Raw genomic sequence first — 23,894 nt, 5'->3', positions numbered from 1 at the left:
GTCGGGCGTCCGGAGTGCCGCATGACGGTTGTCATGTGTGCGGGGTGACGACGAGAGCCCCCGGCCCTGATCGGGCGGGGGCTCTCGTACGGCGGGTGACCGGAGGTCAGTTCGGCTTGGTGTCGATGACTCCGACGCGCTCCGCGGGCGTCTTGCCGCGCAGGGCCTTGCGCAGCGCCGTGACGACGTCCTGCGGAAGGACGTCCCGCTTGCCGCTGGCGCCCTCGATCTGCACGCCCTCGAAGGTCTGGCCGTACGCCTCCTGGAGAGCCTTGAGGTTGTAGGTGTCCACGAGCTTGCCGTCGACGGCCTTGAAGCTGAGGATCTTCGGCAGGGAGACCTTGCCGAAGTCGATGCTGTGCGCCGCGTCGGTGCGGATGGTGACGAGGTCGGACATCGCGGGCTGCGCGAACTCCTTGAGCATCCGGTCGACCTCGGCGTTCGAGACCGTCGGCTGCCGGGTGGTGGTCGGGAGGTTCACCGTGGCGGCCGTGCCGGTCTCCACCTGCGTGCGGAAGGCCTCCTCGACCGTGGTCGTCGCCTTGGCGAGGTCGATGCCCTTGCCCACCTTGCCGTACACGGGGACGGCCTTGCCGCCCTTGAACTCGATCGTGCCGTCGGCCGACGCGCCGGCACCGCCCGCCGCGTCCTCCAGGGAGGCGTGCAGCTTCTCCTCGTCGACGGGCATGACCGGCGTGACGGCGCGGTGGTTGCCGAAGAGTGAGGCGATCACGGAGACCGGGTTGTAGTCGCTCTTGGCCGCCGCGTCGGCCGTGGCGTCCATGTCGAACTGCAGGCCCGCGTTGTCCGGGTCGAGGGCGACGGTCTTGCCGCCCACCGACAGCTTCATCTCCTTGCCGAGGCGGTCGTCGAAGGCCTCGTCGAGCTTCCTGACCGCGCCGTCGCGGGTGGTGCCGCCGATGTCGACGCCGAGCACGGTGGTGCCCTTGGGCACGTCGGTGCGGTTCATCAGGAGACCGGCGCCGTAGACGCCACCGGCGGCCACGACCACGGCGACCGCGAGCAGCACGAGCTTGCTGCGGCCCTTCTTCTTCGGCGCCTTGGAGGAACTCGCCGGGGGCGGGGAGACCGGCTCGGGCAGCTTCGGGGCCGTGTGCGGCGCCGGGCCGTCACCGGGCGCACCCGGGCCGAACGGCGAGGCCGCGCCGGACGGCACGACGGGGATGCCGCTGGTGACCGTGTGCCCGGAGACGTTGTCGTGCCGGGGGCCGTAGCCCTGGCCGTCCGTCGGTTCGGGGGCCGGCTTCTGCGGGGTGAGGATGGCGGTGTCGTCGCTCATGCCGGGGCCGGGGCCGGGGCCTGCGGCGCCGGGAGCGGGGGTGCCGCCCTGGGTGCCCGGACGCGTGGGGCCGCCAAGGGTACCCCCGGGGCCGCCGGGGCCGCCGCCTATGGCTCCGGGTCCGGCGGGTGCGCCGGGGCCTCCCGGGCGGCCGGGGTTGTTGAAGGCGTCGGGGGCGCCGGGGCGGCCCGGGTCTCCGAAGCCGCCCGGTCCGCCGGGGGCGCCGGAGCCGCCGGGCCCGCCAGGACCGCCGGAGCGGCTGGGGTCGCTGAAGGCCTCAGGGGCCCCGGGCCGACCCGGGTCTCCGAAGCCGCCGGGGCCGGCAGGGGTGCCGGGGCCACCAGGGGTGCCGGGTCCGCCGGGCCCGCCAGGGCCGCCGGGCGCGCCGGAGCGGCCGGGGTCGTTGAAGGCCTCAGGGGCGCCGGGCCGGCCCGGGCCGCCGTAGCCGTTGGGTCCGCCGGGGGTGCCGGGTCCTCCGGGCCCGCCAGGGCCGCCGGGTGCGTTGAAGGCACCCTGACCGGTTTGGCCGCCGAGTCCGCCCGGCTCGTTGCCGAAGCCGCCGGGGGCGCCAGGGCCGCCCTGGCCGCCGGGTGCGTCGAAGCCGGCCGGGGGCACCATCGGGCCGTCGCCGGTGACCGGTCCGCCGGTCGGGCCGGCCGGGCCGCTCTGCGCACCGGGCGCGCCCGGCTCGCCGAAGGCGCCCGCAGCGCTCGGGCCGCCGCTCTGGCCGTCGTAGCCGCCCTGTCCGTTCTCGGAGAAGTACGGCAGGTCGTCACGGCGCGGTTCGCCGCCGCCCGGGGCGGGACGCGAGCCGTTGCCCAGCGGGCCCGCCGCCAGGGCCTCGGTGACGTCGAAGGAGCCGGTGCCGCCGCCGTGCCCGGGCGCGACGGGACCGCCGGTCGCACCGCCCGGGAGCCCGGCACCGTTCGTGCCGCCGGACCGGGAGCCGCCCGGCGCGCCCATGGAGCCGACCACGCCTCCGGGCCGCCCGGCCCCCGGCCGGGGCCCGCCGGACGCACCGGCACCGGAACCCGGCGTCCCGGCAGCGGGGCCGCCCGCGCCGGAGCCGCCCGCCGCCGGAGCCGAACCGCCCGGCAGTCCGGCACCGTTGGTGGAGCCGCTGCCCGGACCGCCCTTGCCTCCGCCGGACTTGCGCGGCGCGAACCAGTCGCTGGCCGGCTTGTCGTCGCCCGGCTGTGCCGGATCGGCGGGAGACTCGACCGTGCCCGCGGACGGGCCGGCGCCCGGCGCCGTCGGCTCGTCACCGCGCGTGTCGGTGTCGGCCGGGCTCTCCGCCTCCGCGACGGGCTTGCGCACCACCACGGGCGGAATCGGCCGCGACCCGGGGATGTTGATCCGGATCCGGGTCGTCAGCGTGGTCTCGGTCTTGCGTTCCTCCGGCCGCGTGGCGGAACGGCCCGCGTCCGTACCGGCGTCGGAGACCGTCGGGGTCCCGTACGGCGGCGTACCCGACGGGTAGGCGGCTCCACCGCGCCCGTTGGGCCCGGAGGACGGAGTGTCAGTTTCACGACTCAAGGCAGGTTCTCCCGGTTGGCTCCGCCGCCCGTCACGACCTCACGATGGGGGTCCCCCCTGCACGAGCGAAGTCGAGCGCTTGGGGGAGGCTCGGCGGCGCGCACCACCATACTGGCCACTTCTCGCCCGTATCCCGTGACCGCCTTGGAAACCCACACCGGACCCCCACGGCCACGTCCTGGCGAAGTGGTACGTCACTTGGCAAGTCGGACGGGATCGCGGTCCGGTTGCCGCCCGGGGGCGAGGGTGGCGCAGATCACAGCCGCGGCGATGCCTCCGAGCAGGAAGAGATAGGAGCCGCTCCCGGCGGCGAAGAGGAAGTCGCCCTCGGTGCGGCTGGCGGTGAGCAGGACGACGGAGAGCATCCAGCCCGCGGCGACCGCGACGCCCCCGGCCCGGCCGCCGAGGACGCGGGTGGCGCCCAGGACGGCTCCGGCCTCACCCGCCAGGGCGAGCAGCAGCCCGCCCGGGAACCACCCTGGCTGTACCAGCGCCCCGGCCACGCCGACCACGGCGCCTAGCACGAAGAACCCGAGGCAGGCGGCAGCGCGTGCGGCCGTGGGCGGCCGCATCGGCTGGGCGAGGATCGACGTCCGGTCGCTCATGAGGCCTCCTCGACACCGGCGAACAGGTCCGTCTCCCGCTCGCCGACCTTCTCGCCTCGCACCAGCTCGTAGTACTCAGTCGTGAGGATGGGCTGGGCGAGTTCGTTGGAGAGCACGAAGTACGGCCCGGCCACCGTGATCTGGGTGGCGTGGGCACGCATCGCGGCGGCCTTGGCCCCGGCGTGGGCGGTGCCGTCGATCTCGGTGGTGATCCGCTCCTCGGGCACGACACCCGGGACGTCGTCGACCTCGGCGGCCTTGGTGAAGGGAGTGCCGGGCAGGTCTTCCCGGAGCCGCGCGAAGGACTCCTCCACAACCGGCCGGGGGACCCGGTTCCAGTAGACCTTGGGGATCGGCAGGCCGGCGTCGGCGGACCGTTCCACGGCGCGCATCGCGACGCGGTGGGCCTGGATGTGGTCGGGGTGGCCGTAGCCGCCGTCGTCGTCGTAGGTGACGAGGACCTGGGGGCGTACCTCGCGGATCACCTCGACGAGGTGCGCGGCGGCCTCGTCGACGTCGGCCTGCCAGAAGCAGGCGGGGTCGTCGTTGTCGGGCAGGCCCATCATCCCGGAGTCGCTGTAGCGCCCGGCGCCGCCGAGCAGGCGGACGTCGTGGACGCCGAGCTCGGCCATGGCGTCGGCGAGCTCACGGCGGCGGTGCTGACCCAGGGCGGGGCCCGACAGGTGCGCGAGCTCGGGCGGGATGACCTCGCCGCGTTCACCGAGGGTGCACGTGACCAGGGTGACGTGGGCACCCTCGGCCGCGTACCTGGCCATGGTCGCGCCGTTGTTGATCGACTCGTCGTCCGGGTGCGCGTGCACCAGCAGCAGACGCCGGGAGGGCAGTTCCGTCATGGGGCCACCCTATGAGGCACCGGACCGCTGTTCACCCGTGCCCAGGCACTCGACGCCGGAGGTGACCGAAGCAGCCCTCTCGGATACCGGATCACGCCCTTCACTGATCCGCCTCTTCCGCGCCGTCGTCCTGGTAGCGCGGCAGGCCGCTAGTGGAGATGGCCCACTCACCGATGGTGACGTCCTCGCCCAGGATGCGATGGTCATGGCGCTCGCTCCTCGTCGGCCGTGCTCAGGCAAGGATCGTCATGTTCATGCTAGGCAGCCTCCTGGAGGCCGGAGCGGCAGTCGCGGCAGCGGCCGGGACGGACAGCGCGGAACCCGCGGTCGCAGCCGTCGCAGTTCTGCATCGGGTGCCGTACCGGTGACGGCGGGTCGACTGCCGGTGCCCCGAACGGGGCCGGGGGCGGAAGCTGGGCGGCGAGACGGTGGGCCAGGAAGGCGGCGGGCCGTCGTACGCCCTCGGGCGGCAGGCCGGTGGTCAGGGCGCGGCGTACGGCGGCGGGGCTGACGTCCCGTTCCAGCCAGGCGGCGACACCGGGGGCCAGATGGGCCGCGTCGGCGGCGGAGAGGAGCAGGCAGGGATCGTGGCGGCGGAGGTCCGCGAGGGTGGGGCTTGGCGGGGTGTTTTCTCCCGGAGTTCTTTGTCTTTCAGCCGTCGACGGCACCGGAGCGCGAGGGTGCGGGTTCCGGTGGCGTGAAGCCCAGTGTTGGGGCCTGGTCTGGGCTGTTTCCTGATTCGCGTCACTCGGCGTGGCCGACCGGTCTTACCGTGATGTGCGATCGCCCTGCTACGTAGAGCTACCGCCCCAGGCTTGTCCGGTGCTGTCCGGACTGTCGACGCGGCTCCCACGGGCAGGGCGCGACGGTACGACGCGGCACTACGGAGGGGCGCGCATGTCGGTGAACGGCGAGGCGGTGCGGGTCAGGACCGAGACGGAGCAGGCCGACGAGCCGGGCTGGGAGGTGGACCCGGACGACGACTGGGCGCTCGCCGTAGTGACCACGGTGGGCAGGCAGTTGAGGCTCCGCCGTGAGGCTGCGGGGATGCGGGTCGGGGAGTTCGCGGTGGCGATCGGTTACGGCGAGGACCTCGTCTACAAGATCGAGGGCGGCAAGCGGATCCCCCGGCCCGAATATCTGGACACGGCGGACGGGGTGCTGGACGCCGCTGGCCTCATCTCGGCGATGAAGGAGGACGTGAAGAGGGTCCGGTACCCGAAGAAGGTCCGGGATCTGGCGCAGATGGAGGCGCGGGCGGTGGAGCTTCAGCTCTACGATCCGCTGAACGTCCATGGCCTGTTGCAGACTCCGGAGTGCGCTCGCGCCCTGTTGACCATGCGACGTCCCGCCTACTCGGCGGAGGAGGTGGAGCGGTTCATCGCAGCACGCGTAGCGCGCAAGGCGATCTTCGAGCGAGACCCGGCACCCGACCTCAGCTTCGTCCTGGAGGAGTGGACACTTCGGCGACCCCTGGGGGGACGAGCAGTCCTGCGCGGTCAACTCGAACATCTGCTTGAAGCAGCCCAGTTGCGCAACGTCGAGCTTCAGGTGATGCCGATCGAACGGGAAGCCCATGCCGGCGTGGACGGCAGCATCGAGGTGCTCAAGTTCGAGGACGGGTCAGCGATCGGGCGATCACCAGCAGTGACCAACGGACGACCGGTGTCCGACCTGCGGCAGCTCCGTATCCTGGAACTCCGCTATGGCATCATCCGGGCTCAGGCGCTCACACCACCGGAGTCGACTGCCTTCATCGAACAACTGCTGGGGGAGACATGATCCGCAAGACCTCGTCCGGAGACACCTCCGGACTGGCGTGGTTCAAGAGCAGCTACAGCAGCGGCAGTGAAGGCGACTCCTGCGTCGAGGTCGCCACAGAACCCGGCACCGTCCACGTCCGTGACTCCAAGAACGCTGACGGCCCCCGGCTGGCCTTCGAACCCGCCGCGTGGGCCGGCTTCGTGCCGTACGCGGTCGGGAGCTGATCCGGCGACGCCTCCGCTCAGGCCCGGATCGCCCCTCGGTCCGGGCCTGCGGGCGCGACGCTCAGAACTTGATGCTGCCGATCATGCCCGCGATGTTCGTCGTCAGCTCGTTGATCGTGGGAGCGACGGTCGAGGAGGCGAGGTAGAAGCCGAGCAGCATGCAGACGATCGCATGCCCCGCCTTCAGCCCCGACTTCTTGACGAGCAGGAAGACGATGATCGCCAGCAGCACCACCGCCGAAATCGAGAGTGCCACGGCGGTTCACCTCCAAAGATCCACGAGGGCGCGGGGGGTCGGACTATGGGGGCAGCAAATCCGTACAGCAGCCAGCAGGTTCATACCCACTATGCGACATTGATCATAACTATCCCTCCGTGCGCATCGATCGGCGCACGGCCGCACAAGGGGGCGCATGGCCAATATGGTCAGGGCATGACGACCGAGCCTCACTCCTTCCCCCGACGGCACGCCCGTACCCAGCGCTTCACGCTCGGCGCGCCGCGTTCGTTCACCGTGGCGCCCGACGGTTCGCGTGTCGTGTTCCTGCGCTCCGGTTCCGGTACGGACCGGGCGAATTCGCTCTGGGTCCTCGACGTGGAGGACGGTGGGGAGCGCGTGGCCGCCGACCCGCGCGCCCTGCTGGGCGGCGCCTCGGAGGACCTCTCGCCCGAGGAACGGGCGCGGCGCGAGCGCAGCCGTGAGGGCGGTGCCGGCATCGTCGGGTACGCCACCGACTCGGCCGTCGAGTTGGCCTCTTTCGCCTTGTCAGGGCGGCTTTTCGCGGCCGAGCTGCGGGCCGGGACGGCACGTGAGCTGCCCGCTCCGGGGCCCGTGATCGACCCGCGTCCGTCGCCCGACGGGCGGCATGTCGCCTATGTCGCGCGGGGCGCTCTGCGGGTGGTGGGCGCCGAGGGGGAGGGCGACCGGGCGCTCGCAGAGCCGGAGTCGGAGAATGTCTCATACGGACTGGCCGAGTTCATCGCGGCCGAGGAGATGGGGCGTTCGCGGGGCTTCTGGTGGGCTCCGGAGTCGGACCGGCTGCTCATGGCGCGGGTGGACGACACGCCGGTGCAGCGGTGGTGGATCGCCGACCCGGCGCATCCGGAGCGGGAGCCGCAGCGGGTGCCGTACCCGGCGGCGGGCACCGGCAACGCGGAGGTGCGGCTGTTCGTGGTCGGCCTGGACGGGCTGCGCACGGAGGTCGCCTGGGACCGGGCGCGCTTTCCGTACCTGGCACATGTCCACTGGTCAGCGGCGGGCGCGCCCCTGCTGCTCGTACAGGCGCGCGACCAGCGCAGTCAGCTGATCCTGGCCGTGGACGCGGATTCCGGCGCGACGCGGATGGTGCACGCCGACGAAGATCGAACATGGCTTGATCTTTTCCCCGGGGTGCCCTGCTGGAGCCCGTCCGGGCAGCTGGTGCGGATCGCCGACGAGGGCGGTGCGCGCGTGCTGGCGGTCGGGGACCGGCCGCTCACCGGCGCGCAGTTGCACGTCCGGGCCGTGCTGGACGTCTCCGAGCACGACGTGCTGATCTCGGCGTCGGCGGGCGCGGAGGCCGCCGGTGAGGCGGAGACGGGCCAGGTGCACGTGTACCGGGTGAACGAGCTGGGCGTGGAGCGGGTGTCGCAGGAGCCGGGCGTGCACGCGGCGGTGCGGGCCGGGGCCGTGACGGTCCTGGTCTCGGCGACGCTGAACCGGCCAGGTTCGCGCGCTCAGGTCCTGCGCGACGGAAAACCGACCAGGACTGTCCCGTCGTACGCGGAAGATCCTGGTATGTCCCCCCGCGTGACCCTCACCGAGGGGGGCGCACGCCGCGTACCGTGCGCCGTGCTTATGCCTCGGGACTACGACGGTGACACCCCCCTGCCGGTACTCATGGACCCCTACGGAGGCCCCCACGGTCAGCGGGTGGTCGCCTCCCACAACGCCCACCTCACGTCCCAGTGGTTCGCGGACCAGGGCTTCGCGGTCGTGGTCGCGGACGGCCGCGGCACCCCGGGCCGCTCCCCCGCCTGGGAGAAGGCGGTCCACCACGACTTCACACTGTCGCTGGACGACCAGGTGGAGGCGCTGGAGGACCTCGCGAAGCGCCACCCCCTGGACCTGTCCCGGGTGGCGATCCGCGGCTGGTCCTACGGCGGCTGGCTGGCGGGCCTGGCGGTGCTGCGCCGCCCGGACGTCTTCCACGCGGGCATCGCGGGCGCGCCGGTGACGGACTGGGCCCTGTACGACACCCACTACACGGAGCGCTACCTGGGCACGCCGGCGGAGCACCCGGAGTCCTACGCCAAGAGCTCCCTGGTGACCGCCGAGGGGCTCTCCTCCCCCGCCGAGCCGCACCGCCCCCTGATGATCGTGCACGGCCTCGCCGACGACAACGTGGTGGTCGCCCACGCCCTGCGCCTGTCCTCGGCCCTGCTGGCCGCCGGCCGCCCCCACGAGGTGCTGCCGCTGTCCGGCGTCACCCACATCACCCCCCAGGAACAGGTCGCCGAGAACCTGCTCCTGCTCCAGGTCGACTTCCTGAAGCGCTCCCTGGGCATGACGACCGCCTGAACACGGCAACGGGCCGGGACGCCTACCGGCGTCCCGGCCCGTTTACGGCACCCGCACGGCCGTACGCTGAACAGCCTGACGCGTCCGTATATCGGGACCGGGTCGGCCAAGTTGCCTGCACGTTAACGCGATTACTGCACATGTGTGAGCTTATGTCAGGCATGCGGCGACCCCTTGGGCCCGCTTCGCGGCGCGTGACGATCACTCTTCCGGTCTGGGACGTTTGCGCTGACTGGCGTTGAAGCGTGCTTTCTTCTGCCGATTCCCACATGTGTTCATCTCGCACCATTTGCGGGTGCGGCTCTGGCTGGTATCGAAGAAGGCAGCGCGGCAGGTCGGTGACGCGCACAGGGCCAGTCGTCCGTCCCGTTCGCCCGCGAGGATGCCGATCGCGTCGGCGGCGATCACGCCGAGGGCATCCTCCACGGAGGAACTCGGGCTGAGCCGCCATTCCCGCTCACCGTCGGGCGTCAGGATCGCGGCGGCCCGCCCCTCGGCGCTGCGGTCGTTGATGACCTGGACCGCGGGCCCAGGGAGGGGCTCCTTCAGCGCGGCCGCAGTCGCGGCGAGGTGGATCGACTCCCTCAGCTCCCGGGCGCGTTCGAGCTGGGCAGTGGTGCAGGAGTCCACGGCGAGGCCGTTCACCGCCAGCCAGTCGACGAGCCGCTGCGGCACGGGAATGCGCTCCACGGGGTCGCCCTGACGCTCCGTCAGGGTCGCCGTGAAGCTGGTGGCCAGCACGCTGCCGAGGCGGAACTCAGGGAATCCAGCACGCATGGAACCACCTTAGCCGGTTGCCCGTCGCCATGACGCGATGCTAGAACCGTCTTAGCCGGTTCCGCGATGGCCAGGAGGTCTCATGCCCCGCCCGACCCGCGACGTGCACGCATTCGAAGCCCACGCGACCGATGCCGACCTCGACGATCTGCGCGCGCGGCTGGCCGCGGCGCGGCTGCCGGAGCCCGAGACGGTCCCATGCGCCGCGCCCGGCCCCCGCCGGTGGGATCAGGGTGTTCCGCTCGCCGACCTCGTCGACGTCGTGACCTATTGGCGCACCGAGTACGACTGGCGGTCGTTCGAGGAGCGCCTCGACCGGGTCGGCCAGTTCCGCACGACCATCGATGATCTGGGCATTCACTTCCTGCACCGCCGGTCCGCGCGGGCAGACGCCACCCCTCTGATCCTGACCCACGGCTGGCCGGGCAGCATCGCCGAGTTCATCGACGTGGTGGAGGAGCTGGCGGATCCGGACGACGCGGACGCGCCGGCGTTCCACGTCGTGGCCCCGTCCCTGCCGGGCTTCGGCTACAGCGACAAGCCGGCCGCCACCGGTTGGGGAACCGAGAAGATCGCGGCCGCCTGGGTGGAACTGATGGGACGGCTCGGCTACAGCAGGTTCCTGGCCCACGGCGGCGACTGGGGAGGGAACATCACCACCGTCCTCGGCGGCAGGTTCCCGGAGCACGTTCTCGGCATCCACACCACGTTCGCGGAGGGACCGCCCGGTCTGACGACGGACGGGCTGACGCCGCTCGAACGCACATGGGCCGAGGAGACCCGCACTTTCTGGCGCCACCACGCGGCGTACGCGAAGCAGCAGGCGACCCGGCCGCAGACCATCGGCTACTCGCTCGTCGACTCACCGGTGGGGCTCCTCGCGTGGATCCTCGACAAGTTCGCCGAGTGGTCGGACACCCAGGACAGCCCGTTCGAGACGATCTCCCGGGACAGCGTTCTGGACGACGTCACTCTCTACTGGCTGACGCGGACCGGTGCGTCGGCGGCCCGCATCTACTACGAGAGCCACAACTCGCTCGATCCCGGACTCCGGGTCGACGTCCCGTCGGCCGTCACCATGTATCCCGGCGACGTCGAGAAGTGCCCGCGCCCCTGGGCACAGGAGCGGTACCGGCAGATCGTCCGGTGGAGGTCACCGCAGAGCGGGGGGCACTTCCCGTCGCTGGAGGTCCCCGAGTACTTCGTCGAGGACCTGCGGGAAGGCCTCGCGGCCGTGCTGGCCGCTCACCGGTGAACGCCGCCCGTCCCCGCGGCGCCATACCGAAAGGGCCGGCCCCCGCGCCGAAGCGCTTGGGGAGACCGGCCCTGTGACGGGGGATCAGGCCGCGTGGACCACGTCCTTCTCCTCCGCGAAGTGGCAGGCGGACTCGTGGGCCGCCGGGGTGTCCTCGCCCTTGAAACGCTCGGGGACCGCCAGGAGCGGGACCTCCTGGGCGCACTTGTCCTCGGCCTTCCAGCAGCGGGTGCGGAAGCGGCAGCCCGAGGGCGGGTTGGCCGGGGACGGGACGTCGCCGGTGAGGATGATCCGCTCGCGGCCCTCACGGGACTCCGGGTCGGGGACCGGGACGGCCGACAGCAGCGCCTGGGTGTAGGGGTGCGTCGGGTGGTCGTAGATCTCCGTGTCCGTGCCGATCTCGGCCATCTTGCCGAGGTACATCACACCCACGCGGTCCGAGATGTGCCGGACGATCGACAGGTCGTGCGCGATGAAGAGGTACGAGAGGTTGAACTCGTTCTGCAGCTTCTCCATCAGGTTGATGACCTGCGCCTGGACGGACACGTCCAGCGCGGAGACCGGCTCGTCGCAGATGATGATCTCGGGGTTCAGGGCCAGGCCGCGGGCGATGCCGATGCGCTGGCGCTGACCGCCCGAGAACTGGTGCGGGTAGCGGTTGATGTACTCGGGGTTGAGGCCGACGACGTCCAGAAGGTCCTGGACCTTGCGGCGGCGGTCGCCCTTCGGCGCCACCTCGGGGTGGATCTCGAAGGTCTCCCCGATGATGTCGCCCACCGTCATACGGGGGTTGAGCGAGGTGTACGGGTCCTGGAACACCATCTGGATGTTCCGGCGGACCGCCTTCAGCGCCCGCCCGGACAGCTTGGTGATGTCCTGGCCCTTGTAGAAGATCTCGCCCGAGGTCGCCTTCTCCAGCATCATCAGCAGCTTGGCGACCGTGGACTTGCCACAGCCGGACTCGCCCACGATGCCGAGCGTCTCGCCCTGGTAGAGGTCGAAGGAGATCCCGTCCACGGCCTTGACCGCGCCGATCTGACGCTTGAACAGGATGCCCTGGGTCAGCGGGAAGTGCTTGACCAGGTTGCGCACCTGGAGGATCGGCTCACCGCGCTCCACCGGCGCGTCGAGCGCGGCCACCGCCGCCTCCTCGGTCGCGGCCTCGACCGTCTCGACCTCGGTGACGTTGGGGGTGGCGTCCATGGACTCGTCCTTCTTGTCCAGCTCAGCCATGGATCGTCTCCTTCCAGAAGTGGCACGCGCTGCCGCGGCCGGTCAGCTCGCCGCCGTCCCGCTCGGTGACGGGGTGCAGCGGCGGGATGTCCGTACGGCAGATGTCCTGCGCCTGCGGGCACCGCGGGTTGAAGGCGCAGCCGGACGGGATACGCGTCAGGTTGGGCGGCAGGCCCTTGATCGCGTACAGGTCCTGGCCCTTCTGGTCCAGGCGCGGGATCGACTCCAGCAGACCCTTGGTGTAGGGGTGCGCGGGCCGCTTGTACAGCTCGTGCACCGGGGCGGTCTCCACGATCCGGCCGGCGTACATCACCGCGATCTTGTCCGCGACGTCGGCGACGACGCCGAGGTCGTGGGTGATCAGGATCAGGCCCATGTTGTACTCGCGCTGCAGCTCCGCGAGCAGGTCCATCACCTGGGCCTGGACCGTCACGTCGAGGGCCGTGGTCGGCTCGTCGGCGATGATCAGGTCCGGCTCCAGCGCGAGCGCCATGGCGATCATGATGCGCTGGCGCATACCGCCGGAGAACTGGTGCGGGTAGTCCCCGACGCGCTCCTTCGCGGCCGGGATCTTCACCCGGTCCATCAGCTCGATCGCCTTGGCCTTGGCGTCCTTCTTGGACATGCCCTGGTGCACACGGAACATCTCGCCGAGCTGGTAGCCCACCGAGAGCACCGGGTTCAGCGAGGAGAGCGCGTCCTGGAAGATCATCGCGATCTTGTTGCCGCGGATCTTCCGGCGCTCTTCGCCGGACATCTTCAGCATGTCCTGACCGCGGAAGAGGATCTCTCCCTTGGGGATGCTGCCGGGCGGCATGTCGAGGATGCCCATGATGGCCTGGGCGGTGACGGACTTGCCGGAGCCGGACTCGCCGAGGACGGCGAGCGTCTCACCCGCGGCGACGGAGTAGTTGACGCCGTTGACGGCCTTGGCCACGCCGTCACGGGTGCGGAACTCCACGTGCAGGTCGCGGACTTCGAGCAGCGGGCGGCCCGCGCCCTGCGAGCCGTCTGCCGAGGGGCTCTCGGCCGTTTCATCGATGATGGTCACGTACGCCTCCCTCAGCGCAGCTTGGGGTCGAGGGCGTTGCGTACCGCATCGCCGAACATCAGGAACGAGAGCACCGTGATCGAGACCATCACCGAGGGGATGATCAGCGTGTGCGGGGCGATACGGAGCTGCTCACGTCCTCGGGCCACGTCGCCGCCCCAGGACACGGCCGTGTCGCCGAGACCCACGCCCAGGAAGGACAGGGTGGCCTCGGCCGCGATGTAGCCGCCGAGTGCGATGGTCGCCACGACGATGATCGGCGCGAGTGCGTTGGGCAGGATGTGCCGGAACAGGATCCGGGAGGTCGAGGCGCCGAGTGCCTTGGCGGCCACCACGTAGTCCGCCTGCTTGATGGTGATCACGGCGCCGCGGGCGACTCGGGCGATCTGGGTCCAGCCGAGGAAGGCCAGGGCCATGATGACGACCCAGACGGTGCGCTCCTCGAAGGAGTTGAGCACCACCAGGGCACCGAGCAGGAACGGGATGCCGAGGAAGATGTCGGTCATCCGCGAGAGCAGGGTGTCGGTCCAGCCGCCGAAGTAGCCGGCGATCATGCCGATGACCGTGCCGATCACGGTGACGGCGACGGTGACACCCACACCGACGGTGATCGAGGCGCGGGCACCGTAGACGACACGGGCGTAGATCGAGCGGCCCTGGACGTCGTAGCCGAGCCAGTCCGGGGCGAAGAGGTGGCCCCAGTTCGGCTTCCCCAGGTAGTGCTTGGCCAGGTCGGCGTCGCGCGGCGAGGCGCTGGTGAACAGTCCCGGCCAGAGCGACATCACCAGCAGGAACACGATCAGCACGGCCGACACCAGGAACAGCGGGTTGCGCCGCAGGTCGTGCCAGGCGTCGGACCACAGGCTGCGCGCCTTCTCGGGAGCCGGGCCGGCGTCGGTCACGATGACGCCCGCGGTGCTCGCGGTGTCACCGGGAAGGGCTTCGACCTTCTCGACGGTCTTGTCAGGCATACCGGATCCTCGGGTCCAGGACCGCGTAAAGCAGGTCGACGATCAGGCTGGCGGCGAGGTAGATGAGCACCATCAGCGAGGCGATTCCGACGACCGTGGCACCCTCGCGCCGGGTGAGCGCGTCGTAGATCTCGAGGCCGATACCCCGCACGTTGAAGATGCCCTCGGTCACGATGGCGCCGGTCATCAGGCTGCCGATCTCGATGCCGAGGAAGGTGACCACGGGGATCAGCGAGTTGCGCATCAGGTGGACACCGATGACACGGCGGCGCGGCAGCCCCTTGGCCACGGCGGTGCGCATGTAGTCGGACCGCAGGTTCTCCGCGATCGACGTGCGGGTCAACCGGGCGACGTAGGCGAGTGAGAGCGACGCCAGCACGATGGCGGGAAGCGCGAGCTGGGAGAAGTCCGTCGAGTCGGTCACGGTGGGCGTGGTGACCTGCCACTTGAACGCGAACTGGTACTGCAGCAGGAATCCCAGCACGAAGGACGGCATCGAGACCAGGAACAGCGTCAGCGTCAGCAGCCCGCGGTCCTGCAGCGTGTCGGGACGCAGTCCGGCGACCACACCCAGGCCGATGCCCACGAGCGTGACGAAGGTGAAGGCGAAGAGCGTCAGCCTGATCGTCACCGGGAACGCGTCGGCGATGACGTCCGCGATGGGCCGCTGGCTGGCGATCTGAGTACCGAAGTCGCCCTGGAACAGCCCGGTCATGTAGTTCGCATACTGCTGAAGGAGCGGCTGATCGAGGCCGAGGTCCTTCTTGATGCTCGCGACCACCGTCGGGTCGTACGCCTGATCCCCCATCATCGCCCGGACGGGATCGCCGGGCAGGGCGTACATCATGCAGAAGATAAGCAGAGTTGACCCGATGAACACCGGGATCATCTGGAGCAGTCGTCGTGCGACATAGCGCCCCATAGGTGCCTCCGTGAGGGGTTAACGCAGGTGGGGGGCCGTCTCCTGGTGACGAGACGACCCCACGCACCTCCCACCGCCACCTGAAGGCGGCGGGCTTACGGCCGAGTGGGAAGAGCCCGGAGGGCTCCTCTTACTTGGTGGTGACGGCCCACACTTCGAGGTCACCGTGGAAGTCGACGTTGACGTTGTCGACGTTCTTACCGTGGCCGCCGTTGATGCGGTAGTACCAGAGCGGGATGGCCGGCATGAAGTCGACCAGCTTCTTCTCGACCTCCTGGAAGGCCTTCACCGACTCGTCGAGCGACTTGGCCTTGTCGGCCTTGTTCATCAGCCCGTCGATCTCCTTGTTGGAGAAGCGACCGTTGTTGGCCTCGGCGGTGGTGTGGTACAGCTCCTTCATGAAGTTGGCGTTGACCGGGTAGTCGGCGACCCAGCCACCGCGGTACATGCCCTTCACCTGGTCGTTGTCACGGGCCTCGAGGTCCGTGGCGAAGTCCGGCTTGGGGTCGCCGGTGCAGTCGACGCCGGTGGCCTTGCGGATGGACTCGCAGACCGCGGTCACCCACTCCTTGTGGCCACCGTCGGTGTTGTACTGGATGGTGAACTTGTTGCCCGGGACGCCGCCACCCTCCTGGATGAGCTTCTTGGCCTTCGCCGGGTTGTACGTGAACACGTCGGTGTCCAGGTTCTGGTTGCCCTTGACACCGGGCGGCGTGAAGGACTTCGCCGGGGTGCGGGTGTTGTTCAGAACCGTCTTGGTGATCGTGTCACGGTCGACCGCCATCGACAGACCCTGGAGAACCTTCGGGTCGATGTCCTTGAAGGTCTTGGAGTAGAACGCCGGGGTCAGCGACTGGAGGGCCGCGTACGGCTGCTCGATGGCGCCGTCACCCAGGTCCTGCTTGTACTTCGGCAGGTCCGTCGGGCCGACCTGGCGGATCATGTCCAGGTTGCCGGAGACGACGTCCTTGTAGGCGGCCTCGAGCGTCGTGTAGGCCTTGAACTGGACGCCCTTGTTCTTCGCCTTGTTCGGGCCCTGGTAGTCATCCCAGGCCTTGACCTGGATGAGCTTCTTGTGGTCCCACTTCTCGAACGTGTAGGGACCGTTGCCGACCGGCTTCTGGCCGAAGGCCTTCGGGTCGTCGTAGAAGACCTTGGGCAGCGGGGCCCACGTGGTGTAGCCGAGCTTGTAGTTGAAGTACGGCATCGTGTACTTCAGCTCGATGGTGAAGGTGTGGTCGTCCACGGCCTTCAGACCGGACATGGCCTCGGCCTTCGGGTCACCCTTCTCCGGGTGGACATCGTCGTAGCCCTTGATGTCCTGGAACCAGAAGGAGTTCTGCTGGTTGTTCTTGATGTTGGCGTACCAGTTCCAAGCGTCGATGTACGACTTGGAGGTGACTTCTTCGCCGTTGTGGAACTTCCAGCCCTTCTTGAGCTTGACCGTCCACGTCTTGGAGTCGTCGGTGGTGACCGACTCCGCGTTCGTGTAGACGATGTCGCCCTTGGAGTCGAAGTCCAGCAGCTGGGTGAAGATGGACTGGATGACGTACGAGCCGTTGGACTCGTTGGTGTCAGCCGGGATCAGCGGCTTCTGGGGCTCGCCGACGTCGATCGAGACGTAGCCGGCGGGTCCGGAACCCTTGCTCTTACCCTCACCATCACCGTTGCCGCCGCAGGCGGTGGCGGCCAGGGCGACAACTATCGCCCCCGCGACCCACTTGGCGCTCTTGGCACCGCGCATGGGTTCCTCCTAAAGAAGTCATTGGTTCACCGCGAAGGGAGCACAGACAGACCACCGCCACCGCCCGTCGCCGGTGCCGGAAATCGTCAGGTGCCCCCGCGCTCGTGAGTCGGCGCCGCTGCCAGCGGGTGACCCGTACATCCGAGCTCTACGCGCCTAACTATCTGCCAAACGCCAGGGCCGAACCACACCCACGAGGTCTCGGTTCGATCACAGCTCGCGTATACATCTTCCAAAATCCGGACAAAGGGTTTGGTGAGAGATCCCTGCGAAACGGACTTGTTACACATCTATCGGTAAAGACTGTCCGCATTCCGGACGCGAGAGTGAGAAAACCGCTTGCGACGTACCGTGGGTCCCGTGCAGGGTTCCACCGGAGTCTGTCGCGCGCTCAAGAGGCTTGTGCGGCAAGGCCGTTGTGCGATCCCCGGGGCCGGGGAGGCAGGGCACTTCCGCAGCAGGGTAGTGGGAGAAGACCGCCCCTGACGGCTCTCACCGGCAAGTCGAGGGTTTTCCCTACCCCTTGCCTCTGCGTTACCTCCCCTTCAGACAACGGCACCGGGCACCCCGCTCACGCGGGGTGCCCGGTGCCGTCGGTGCTGCGGAAGGCGTCAGCCGTGCTTGGCGCGGCTCGCGGCGCGGGCGCGCTCGCGGGCGTCCAGGTTCACCTTGCGGATGCGCACGGCCTCCGGGGTGACCTCCACGCACTCGTCGTCCCGGCAGAACTCCAGGGACTGCTCCAGCGACAGCTTGCGGGGCGGGACGATCGCCTCGAACGAGTCGGCCGAGGCGGACCGCATGTTCGTGAGCTTCTTCTCCTTGGTGATGTTCACGTCCATGTCGTCGGAGCGCGAGTTCTCGCCGACGATCATGCCCTCGTACACCTCGGTGCCGGGGTCCGTGAACAGCACACCGCGCTCCTGGAGGTTCGTCATCGCGAACGCGGTGACGGAACCGGCGCGGTCGGCGACCAGCGAACCGTTGTTACGGGTCTGCAAGGTGCCGAACCAGGGCTCGAAGCCCTCGTGGATGGAGTGGCCGATGCCGGTGCCGCGGGTCTGGGTCAGGAACTCGGTCCGGAACCCGATGAGACCGCGGGACGGCACCACGAACTCCATGCGGACCCAGCCGGAGCCGTGGTTCGACATGTTGTCCATACGGCCCTTGCGGACACCCATGAGCTGCGTGACCGCACCCATGTGCTCCTCGGGCACGTCGATCGTCATGCGCTCGACCGGCTCGTACGTCTTGCCGTCGACCTCCTTGGTGACGACCTGCGGCTTGCCGATGGTCAGCTCGAAGCCCTCGCGGCGCATCTGCTCGACCAGGATGGCCAGCGCCAGCTCACCACGGCCCTGCACTTCCCAGGCGTCCGGCCGCTCGGTGTCCAGCACCCGGAGGCTGACGTTACCGATCAGCTCGCGGTCGAGGCGGTCCTTGACCTGGCGCGCGGTCACCTTGCGGTCCTTCACGGCCGCCTTGTTGTCGGCGCCCTTACCGGTGCCGCCACGGCCGACCAGCGGCGAGGTGTTGGTGCCGATGACCATGGAGATCGCGGGCTCGTCGACCGTGATCAGCGGCAGCGGGATCGGGTTCTCGGGGTCCGCGAGGGTCTCGCCGATCATGATGTCCGGGATACCGGCGACGGCACAGATGTCACCGGGGCCGGCCTTCTCGGCGGGCTTGCGGGTCAGCGCCTCGGTCATCATCAGCTCGCTGATGCGGACGTTGCTGATGGTGCCGTCGCGCTTGATCCAGGCGACCGTCTGTCCCTTGCGCAGCTCTCCCTGCTCGACGCGGAGCAGCGCGATACGGCCGAGGAAGTTGTCGGCGTCCAGGTTGGTGACGTGGGCCTGGAGCGGGGCGGCCTCGTCGTAGGTGGGGGCCGGGATGTGCTCCAGGATCGTGGAGAAGAACGGCTCCAGGCTGGTGGAGTCGGCGGGGACCGTGCCGTTGTCCGGCTTGGTCAGCGAGGCGATGCCGTCGCGGCCGCAGGCGTAGACGATCGGGAACTCGATCTGCTCCTCGTCGGCGTCCAGGTCGAGGAAGAGGTCGTACGTCTCGTTGACGACCTCGTCGATCCGGGAGTCCGGGCGGTCCGTCTTGTTGATGCAGAGGATGACGGGCAGCCGCTGCTGGAGCGCCTTGCGCAGCACGAAGCGGGTCTGCGGGAGCGGGCCCTCGGAGGCGTCCACGAGCAGGACGACACCGTCGACCATCGACAGACCGCGCTCGACCTCGCCGCCGAAGTCGGCGTGACCGGGGGTGTCGATGATGTTGATGGTGATGACGTCCCCCCCGTCCTTCGGGTGGTACTTCACCGCCGTGTTCTTGGCCAGGATCGTGATGCCCTTCTCACGCTCCAGGTCGTTCGAGTCCATCATGCGGTCGTCGACGCCTTCGAGCTGGTGCGCGGCGAAGGCGCCGGCCTGCTTCAGCATGCCGTCGACGATGGTGGTCTTGCCGTGGTCGACGTGGGCGACGATAGCGACGTTGCGGATGTCGTGGCGCGTGGCCATATTGCGGCGTTCTCCCGGAGTGTGAGGAATGCCCTGCGCGGACGTCTGCGGTGCGCGGGCCCTGCCGGGCTGAACGTGCCACGGCCTCACCCCATGGTACGGGTGCACTGCCGCTGAAACGCGCCGGGAGGCATATACGCAGGTGGCGAGGGTTCCACGGCTTCCTCTAGGCACCCGGCGGGCCGCCATGGCCGTTCGGGGACGGCTCGGCTCAGTCCGCTGCCCTCGCGGCCCGGGAGGCCGCCGGGCACAGTGCACGGGCCGCCGCACGGGCGCCCACGCCTTCGGGCAGTTCCTCGGAACAGGGCATGAATCCGCTGCCGGTGCCCTCCCAGGTCAGCACCTGCCCCTTGACGGGCTCGCCGTTTCCGCAGGTGTACGCGAAGTCGGCCGTGACCATTTTGATGTAGCCCCAGGAGTAGTAGTCGCCCTTGAGGTCGCCGGTCGCCGCCTCGAAGTAGTGGCCCAACTCCGTGGGCTCCTTCTCGGACGGACCAGCGAGCGGTTCTTCGACCGCCAGATGCCTGCCCAGCGCCGTGATCACGGCGGCCGCGCCGATACCCCGGGGCGCGCCGGTCACCGAGGGCCGGTAGACCTTGTCGTCCACGGGCTTGAGCCTGGCCGAGTAGGAGGCGGTCCGCTTCTCGAACGAGATCGGGTCGCTCATCTCGGTCAGCTTCTCCGTCCGCTGCACACGGGACCAGGCATAGGTGCCGTTCGTGCAGGCCTCGGCCTTGCCGTCACCGCCCGCGTCCCCCGTACAGGCCGTCAGTCCCGTCACCAGCACCCCGATGACCAGCCCGGCCGTGCAGGCCCGCCCCACCATGCCGCGCATCCGCCGGCTCCCGTCCCCCGGGTACGGACACCGCCCGGCGTCCGCACCATGATCACTGCTGATCTCATGGTGCGGACGCCGGGCGGGGACGGCAAGGCGTTTGAGCGCTTCCAGAGCTACGGGGCGGACGAGCCCTTCGCCGAGGGGCCGGAGGCCGGCTTCGCGCCCTTCTTCAGGAAGCCCATGTCCTCGTAGACCGGTGTGCCGAAGCCGAAGGCGCCGGCGTTGACGAGGTTCTTGCGGGCCGCGAGGAGCTGGGGGCGCTGGAAGAGGGGGATCGAGCCGGCCGCCGCCCAGATACGGGAGTCGGCCTTGCGGATCAGGGAGCGGGACTCGCCCTCGTCGAGGGTGGCCACGGCCTCGTCGAAGAGCTGGTCGACCTGGTCGGTGCCGACGCGTGTGTAGTTCTGCTCGATGTTCAGCGAGCCGTCGGCGGCCGGGACGGGCTTGGCGAAGACGGGGCGGGCGTCGGTGGCCGGGTACGCGGTGGCGGGCCAGGAGTAGAGGGCGAGGTCGTACTGGCCGGAGGCGATGTGGTCCTTGAAGTAGGACTCGTCGGAGACCTTGGAGATCTCCGTGCCGATGCCGACGCGCTCCAGCATGCGGGAGATGCGGTCCGCGACCGTGCGCAGCGTCTGGGAGCCGGGCCCGGAGGGGAGCACGAAGCGGAGGGTGAGGGGCTTGCCGTTCTTGGCGAGGGGTGCGGACTCCTGGTTCGCCGGGGCGGCGGTGCCCCGGGGGGCGTACGCGCCGGGGGCGCCGCCCTGGTCCGGGGCCTTGTACTGCTTGCCGTCCCGGGCGAGGTGACCGGCGGGGTCCGGCCCGTCCTGGGCCTTGTTGTCCTCGCCGGTGTCGTCGTCGGCCTTCTCGCCCTCGGGGCCGGCCGCCTCCTCCTTCTTCTCTTCCTTGACCGGGCCGCCGCGCACCCACCCGGCGTCCGCGAGCAGCGCCTGGGCCTCCTTGGTGTCCTGGCCGCCGAGGGCGCCGCTGTTGTCGGCGTAGTGGGCCTGGCCGGACAGGGCGAGGTGGCTGCCGACCGGGACGGCGGGCAGGCCGAGGGGCTTGAGAACGGCCTGGGCGAGTTCCTTGCGGTCCAGGGCGCGGGCGACGGCCCTGCGGACGCGTTCGTCGGTGAGCGGGCCCTCGGCGCCGTTCAGGGCGAGCTGGGTGTAGGCGGGCTCCAGGGACTTGCGGACCTCGAAGCCGCTGAGGGCCCGCTGCTGCCGGGCGTACTTGACGGCCGCCTTGCGCAGCTTCTTGCGGGCGACGGTCTCCTCGTCGGCGGCGTCCTCCTCGGAGCCGTTGGCGACGGCCCAGGAGCGCAGGGAGGCCGCGGCGGACCGGTCGGCGGCCGGGCCCATCAGCGGGCTGGTGGTGCTGTGGGGGCGGGCGGCGACGGTGATGCGGCGGGCCGCGGCGGGGTCGATCTCGGCCAGGTCGAGGGTGCCGGCGGCCAGCTCCGCGGCCCGCTTGTCGCGCGGGACGGTGCGCAGCACGATCTTGGAGAGCCTGGCCGGCTCGCCCCACCAGCGCGGGTTGCGGGTGAGGGTGATCTCCTCGTCCTTGCGGTCGACCTTCTTCACCGTGAAGGGTCCGGCGGTGACCTTGAGCTTCTTGCGGGCTCCGTCGTTGAAGGAGTCCGGGGTGCCCATGACGTCCTTCGGGTACAGCGGCGAGAACAGCGAGCGCCAGTCGGCGTAGGGGCGGCTGAAGGTGACCCGGACCTCCAGGGCGCTGTCGCCGCGCTCGATCTTCTGGATGCGGTCGTAGCCGGCGTTGCGGGCGGTCCAGTAGGCGGTGTCGTTGCCGGACAGGGCGCGCCACTGGGCGGCGAAGTCGGCGGCGCCGATCTCCCGGCCGTCGCTCCAGACGGCCTGCTGGCTGAGCTTGTACAGGACGACCTGCTTGGGCTCGGTGTCGACGACCTTGGCGGACTCCAGGTAGTCGGCGTTGCGCTCCGGGCGGCCGGAGGCGTCCATGCGGAACATCGACGGCAGCACGGCCTGGGCGACGCGGGTGGTGGTGGCGTCGGCGTCCGACTGGAACGTGTTCAGCGTGTCGGGTACGGAGTCGACGGCCCAGCGCAGGGTGCCGCCGTCGGTGATCCGGTCGCGGGGTGCGGGCTGGATGTCCTGCCCGGCGAGCGGCTTGCCGGACGGGTCCTCGGAGCCGCATCCGGCGAGCGCGGGCACCGCGAGCACTCCCGCGGTGAGGAAGGCGACCGAACGCGTGACCGCGCGCGGGCCGACGCCGTGCTGGGACATCTGTGCTACCTCCGGGAAGCCGCGGGCGTTATGATCACTTTTGGCGGTATTTGGAGTTCATCTGATGTATGCGGCCACTGAAGAGGAAAGGGTTCGGCAACACAGGGCGACACGGCGGTCACGGACGGGAAGCCACCCGTGCGGCCCAATGCACCGCACGGTGCACCCACACGCCTCGGCCAATCGATGCACATCCCTTCACAGCACAAGGTGTGACGCGCAACACTCGCAGGCGCATGAACGTTGCCGCCTTGGGCCGCGAAGGACCCGTGGAAGTGAGGGCAAGTCATGTCCGTTCACGACGAACTGACGTCAGTCCAGCGCAGTCTCGACGAAGTGTTCCGTTCGCTGGGACGCCTGGAGAAGCAGCTCGGCACCGGCGGCCTGGAAATGCGCCGCGTCCGTGCCGACGCCAACCACCTGCGCGAGAGCGTCGCCCTGCTGCGCGACGCCGCCGCGTCACCGGCCGCGCCGAAACGCCCCGAGCTGGTCACCATCTCGGACACTCCGTACGACTCCGCCCTGTGGAGCGACTCGGACGACGAGGGGCTCGGCGCCCGGGACCGGCGCGCTCCCTGACCCGGGGCGGAGTCGAGCGCGACCGGCACCTCCCCCGAACCCGACCGGAGTCGTCACGTGGCCACTGGTACGGAACCTCCCGCCACCGAACCCAGACCTGAGAGCGGCGGTGTGCGGGGCGGCAGGCGCGCCGCGATCGCCGCCCCGCATCTGCGGACCGACCGCTGGTGGCTGGCCCCGGCCGGCACCGCGGCCGGTCTGCTCGCGTTCATCGTGTACTCGACCTGGCGGGCCTTCGCGAACGCCGACTACTACGCGGCGCCGTACGTCTCGCCCTTCTACTCCCCGTGCCTGGCGGAGAACTGCGAGCCGATGAAGGCCGGCCCGAACTGGGAGATCTTCGGGAGCTGGTGGGGCATCTCGCCCGCGATCATCATCCTGATCTTCCCGCTCGGCTTCCGCCTGACCTGCTACTACTACCGCAAGGCCTACTACCGCGGCTTCTGGGCGTCCCCGCCGGCCTGCGCGGTGGCCGAGCCGCACAAGAAGTACACCGGTGAGACCCGCTTCCCGCTGGTCCTGCAGAACATCCACCGGTACTTCTTCTACGCCGCGCTCCTCGTGGCCGGGATCCTCACGTACGACACGGTGCTCGCCTTCCGCGACGAGACCTACGCGTGGGGCCACATGGGGCTCGGCACGCTCGTGTTCCTGGTCAACATCGTGCTGATCTGGGCGTACACGATCTCCTGCCACTCCTGCCGGCACATCGTCGGCGGCAAGCTCAAGCACTTCTCCAGGCACCCCGTGCGCTACCGGATGTGGCAGTGGGCGGGGAAGCTCAACGCCCGGCACATGCAGCTCGCCTGGGCGTCACTGGTGAGCGTGGCGCTCGCCGACTTCTACGTCTACCTGGTCGCGTCGGGTGCCTTCGACGATCCGCGCTTCTTCTAGAGGGATG

19 protein-coding genes and 1 pseudogene are annotated in these 23,894 nt (G+C 70.0%); 6 read left to right on the top strand and 14 right to left on the bottom strand.

The annotated features are described in order from the left end of the window. Window positions 1–106: 106 nt before the first annotated feature. From RFN52_RS26425 to RFN52_RS26410, 4 genes and pseudogenes are all read right to left on the bottom strand, one after another. Complete coding sequence (locus tag RFN52_RS26425) at window positions 107–2,836, bottom strand: hypothetical protein (RefSeq protein WP_184849617.1); 2,730 nt, start codon at window positions 2,834–2,836, stop codon at window positions 107–109. 194 nt (window positions 2,837–3,030) lie between these two features. Next, window positions 3,031–3,441: a DUF6113 family protein gene (locus RFN52_RS26420; RefSeq protein ID WP_184849614.1), complete on the bottom strand. Its 411-nt coding sequence runs from the start codon at window positions 3,439–3,441 to the stop codon at window positions 3,031–3,033. Continuing rightward, window positions 3,438–4,295 (bottom strand): N-acetyl-1-D-myo-inositol-2-amino-2-deoxy-alpha-D-glucopyranoside deacetylase, encoded by an 858-nt coding sequence (gene mshB, locus RFN52_RS26415; RefSeq protein ID WP_184849612.1) that lies wholly within the window; start codon window positions 4,293–4,295, stop codon window positions 3,438–3,440. Before mshB ends, RFN52_RS26420 begins: the two co-directional genes overlap by 4 nt. A 257-nt stretch (window positions 4,296–4,552) precedes the next feature. Beyond that, window positions 4,553–4,903: pseudogene (locus RFN52_RS26410) on the bottom strand (helix-turn-helix domain-containing protein); the annotation flags it as partial. 289 nt (window positions 4,904–5,192) lie between these two features. On the opposite strand from RFN52_RS26410, the gene RFN52_RS26405 reads away from it, so the two are divergent. Continuing rightward, window positions 5,193–6,077, top strand: coding sequence for a helix-turn-helix domain-containing protein (locus tag RFN52_RS26405; protein WP_184849610.1), 885 nt, complete (start codon window positions 5,193–5,195; stop codon window positions 6,075–6,077). Continuing rightward, a complete protein-coding gene (locus RFN52_RS26400; RefSeq protein WP_184849608.1) occupies window positions 6,074–6,283 on the top strand; it encodes a DUF397 domain-containing protein in 210 nt (69 codons plus the stop codon). Before RFN52_RS26405 ends, RFN52_RS26400 begins: the two co-directional genes overlap by 4 nt. Before the next feature lie 61 nt (window positions 6,284–6,344). Here the strand turns inward: RFN52_RS26400 and RFN52_RS26395 are convergent, their stop codons facing one another. Continuing rightward, window positions 6,345–6,539, bottom strand: coding sequence for a hypothetical protein (locus RFN52_RS26395; protein ID WP_031103282.1), 195 nt, complete (start codon window positions 6,537–6,539; stop codon window positions 6,345–6,347). Window positions 6,540–6,716: 177 nt separating this feature from the next. On the opposite strand from RFN52_RS26395, the gene RFN52_RS26390 reads away from it, so the two are divergent. Next, entirely contained in the window at window positions 6,717–8,843 is a 2,127-nt protein-coding gene (locus tag RFN52_RS26390) for a S9 family peptidase (RefSeq protein ID WP_184849606.1), read from the top strand. A gap of 201 nt (window positions 8,844–9,044) precedes the next feature. On the opposite strand, the gene RFN52_RS26385 is transcribed toward RFN52_RS26390, so the two are convergent. Then, complete coding sequence (locus RFN52_RS26385; protein ID WP_184849604.1) at window positions 9,045–9,620, bottom strand: CGNR zinc finger domain-containing protein; 576 nt, start codon at window positions 9,618–9,620, stop codon at window positions 9,045–9,047. An 82-nt stretch (window positions 9,621–9,702) separates the two neighbouring features. On the opposite strand from RFN52_RS26385, the gene RFN52_RS26380 reads away from it, so the two are divergent. Next, window positions 9,703–10,875 carry an epoxide hydrolase family protein gene (locus RFN52_RS26380; RefSeq protein ID WP_184849601.1) on the top strand — a complete coding sequence of 391 codons (1,173 nt, stop codon included), beginning with the start codon at window positions 9,703–9,705 and terminating at the stop codon, window positions 10,873–10,875. A gap of 84 nt (window positions 10,876–10,959) precedes the next feature. Here RFN52_RS26380 and RFN52_RS26375 read toward each other — a convergent pair whose 3' ends face one another. The 8 genes from RFN52_RS26375 to RFN52_RS26340 form a co-directional block, all read right to left on the bottom strand. Next, complete coding sequence (locus RFN52_RS26375; RefSeq protein ID WP_184849599.1) at window positions 10,960–12,108, bottom strand: ABC transporter ATP-binding protein; 1,149 nt, start codon at window positions 12,106–12,108, stop codon at window positions 10,960–10,962. Next, a complete protein-coding gene (locus tag RFN52_RS26370; RefSeq protein ID WP_184849598.1) occupies window positions 12,101–13,159 on the bottom strand; it encodes an ABC transporter ATP-binding protein in 1,059 nt (352 codons plus the stop codon). The genes RFN52_RS26375 and RFN52_RS26370 overlap by 8 nt, the downstream gene beginning before the upstream one ends. An 11-nt stretch (window positions 13,160–13,170) precedes the next feature. Continuing rightward, on the bottom strand, window positions 13,171–14,130 hold the full coding sequence (locus tag RFN52_RS26365) for an ABC transporter permease (RefSeq protein ID WP_184849596.1): 960 nt from the start codon (window positions 14,128–14,130) through the stop codon (window positions 13,171–13,173). Beyond that, window positions 14,123–15,052, bottom strand: coding sequence for an ABC transporter permease (locus RFN52_RS26360; protein ID WP_184849594.1), 930 nt, complete (start codon window positions 15,050–15,052; stop codon window positions 14,123–14,125). Before RFN52_RS26360 ends, RFN52_RS26365 begins: the two co-directional genes overlap by 8 nt. Window positions 15,053–15,182: 130 nt before the next feature. Beyond that, entirely contained in the window at window positions 15,183–16,796 is a 1,614-nt protein-coding gene (locus tag RFN52_RS26355) for a peptide ABC transporter substrate-binding protein (protein WP_184849592.1), read from the bottom strand. A 611-nt stretch (window positions 16,797–17,407) separates the two neighbouring features. Further along, on the bottom strand, window positions 17,408–19,315 hold the full coding sequence (typA, locus tag RFN52_RS26350; protein ID WP_184849590.1) for a translational GTPase TypA: 1,908 nt from the start codon (window positions 19,313–19,315) through the stop codon (window positions 17,408–17,410). A 211-nt stretch (window positions 19,316–19,526) separates the two neighbouring features. After that, a complete protein-coding gene (locus RFN52_RS26345) occupies window positions 19,527–20,150 on the bottom strand; it encodes a hypothetical protein (protein WP_184849588.1) in 624 nt (207 codons plus the stop codon). Window positions 20,151–20,266: 116 nt separating this feature from the next. Further along, window positions 20,267–22,414: an ABC transporter family substrate-binding protein gene (locus RFN52_RS26340; protein WP_184849586.1), complete on the bottom strand. Its 2,148-nt coding sequence runs from the start codon at window positions 22,412–22,414 to the stop codon at window positions 20,267–20,269. Between the two features lie 288 nt (window positions 22,415–22,702). Between RFN52_RS26340 and RFN52_RS26335 the strand changes: the two genes are divergently transcribed. Then, a complete protein-coding gene (locus RFN52_RS26335; RefSeq protein ID WP_031103292.1) occupies window positions 22,703–22,993 on the top strand; it encodes an Rv0250c family protein in 291 nt (96 codons plus the stop codon). A gap of 57 nt (window positions 22,994–23,050) precedes the next feature. Then, window positions 23,051–23,887 carry a succinate dehydrogenase subunit SdhC gene (gene sdhC / locus RFN52_RS26330; protein ID WP_184849584.1) on the top strand — a complete coding sequence of 279 codons (837 nt, stop codon included), beginning with the start codon at window positions 23,051–23,053 and terminating at the stop codon, window positions 23,885–23,887. Window positions 23,888–23,894: the final 7 nt, after the last annotated feature.

It is taken from the genome of Streptomyces collinus (assembly GCF_031348265.1).
Lineage (GTDB): Bacteria > Actinomycetota > Actinomycetes > Streptomycetales > Streptomycetaceae > Streptomyces > Streptomyces collinus.
This window is presented reverse-complemented; position numbering and strand designations above follow the sequence as displayed.

Coding starts and splice junctions, on each gene's coding strand:
- RFN52_RS26420 (WP_184849614.1), bottom strand. CDS start 3,441: ATGAGCGACCGGACGTCGATCCTCGCCCAGCCGATGCGGCCGCCCACG.
- mshB (WP_184849612.1), bottom strand. CDS start 4,295: ATGACGGAACTGCCCTCCCGGCGTCTGCTGCTGGTGCACGCGCACCCG.
- RFN52_RS26405 (WP_184849610.1), top strand. CDS start 5,193: ATGTCGGTGAACGGCGAGGCGGTGCGGGTCAGGACCGAGACGGAGCAG.
- RFN52_RS26400 (WP_184849608.1), top strand. CDS start 6,074: ATGATCCGCAAGACCTCGTCCGGAGACACCTCCGGACTGGCGTGGTTC.
- RFN52_RS26390 (WP_184849606.1), top strand. CDS start 6,717: ATGACGACCGAGCCTCACTCCTTCCCCCGACGGCACGCCCGTACCCAG.
- RFN52_RS26385 (WP_184849604.1), bottom strand. CDS start 9,620: ATGCGTGCTGGATTCCCTGAGTTCCGCCTCGGCAGCGTGCTGGCCACC.
- RFN52_RS26380 (WP_184849601.1), top strand. CDS start 9,703: ATGCCCCGCCCGACCCGCGACGTGCACGCATTCGAAGCCCACGCGACC.
- RFN52_RS26375 (WP_184849599.1), bottom strand. CDS start 12,108: ATGGCTGAGCTGGACAAGAAGGACGAGTCCATGGACGCCACCCCCAAC.
- RFN52_RS26365 (WP_184849596.1), bottom strand. CDS start 14,130: ATGCCTGACAAGACCGTCGAGAAGGTCGAAGCCCTTCCCGGTGACACC.
- RFN52_RS26360 (WP_184849594.1), bottom strand. CDS start 15,052: ATGGGGCGCTATGTCGCACGACGACTGCTCCAGATGATCCCGGTGTTC.
- RFN52_RS26355 (WP_184849592.1), bottom strand. CDS start 16,796: ATGCGCGGTGCCAAGAGCGCCAAGTGGGTCGCGGGGGCGATAGTTGTC.
- typA (WP_184849590.1), bottom strand. CDS start 19,315: ATGGCCACGCGCCACGACATCCGCAACGTCGCTATCGTCGCCCACGTC.
- RFN52_RS26345 (WP_184849588.1), bottom strand. CDS start 20,150: ATGCGCGGCATGGTGGGGCGGGCCTGCACGGCCGGGCTGGTCATCGGG.
- RFN52_RS26340 (WP_184849586.1), bottom strand. CDS start 22,414: ATGTCCCAGCACGGCGTCGGCCCGCGCGCGGTCACGCGTTCGGTCGCC.
- RFN52_RS26335 (WP_031103292.1), top strand. CDS start 22,703: ATGTCCGTTCACGACGAACTGACGTCAGTCCAGCGCAGTCTCGACGAA.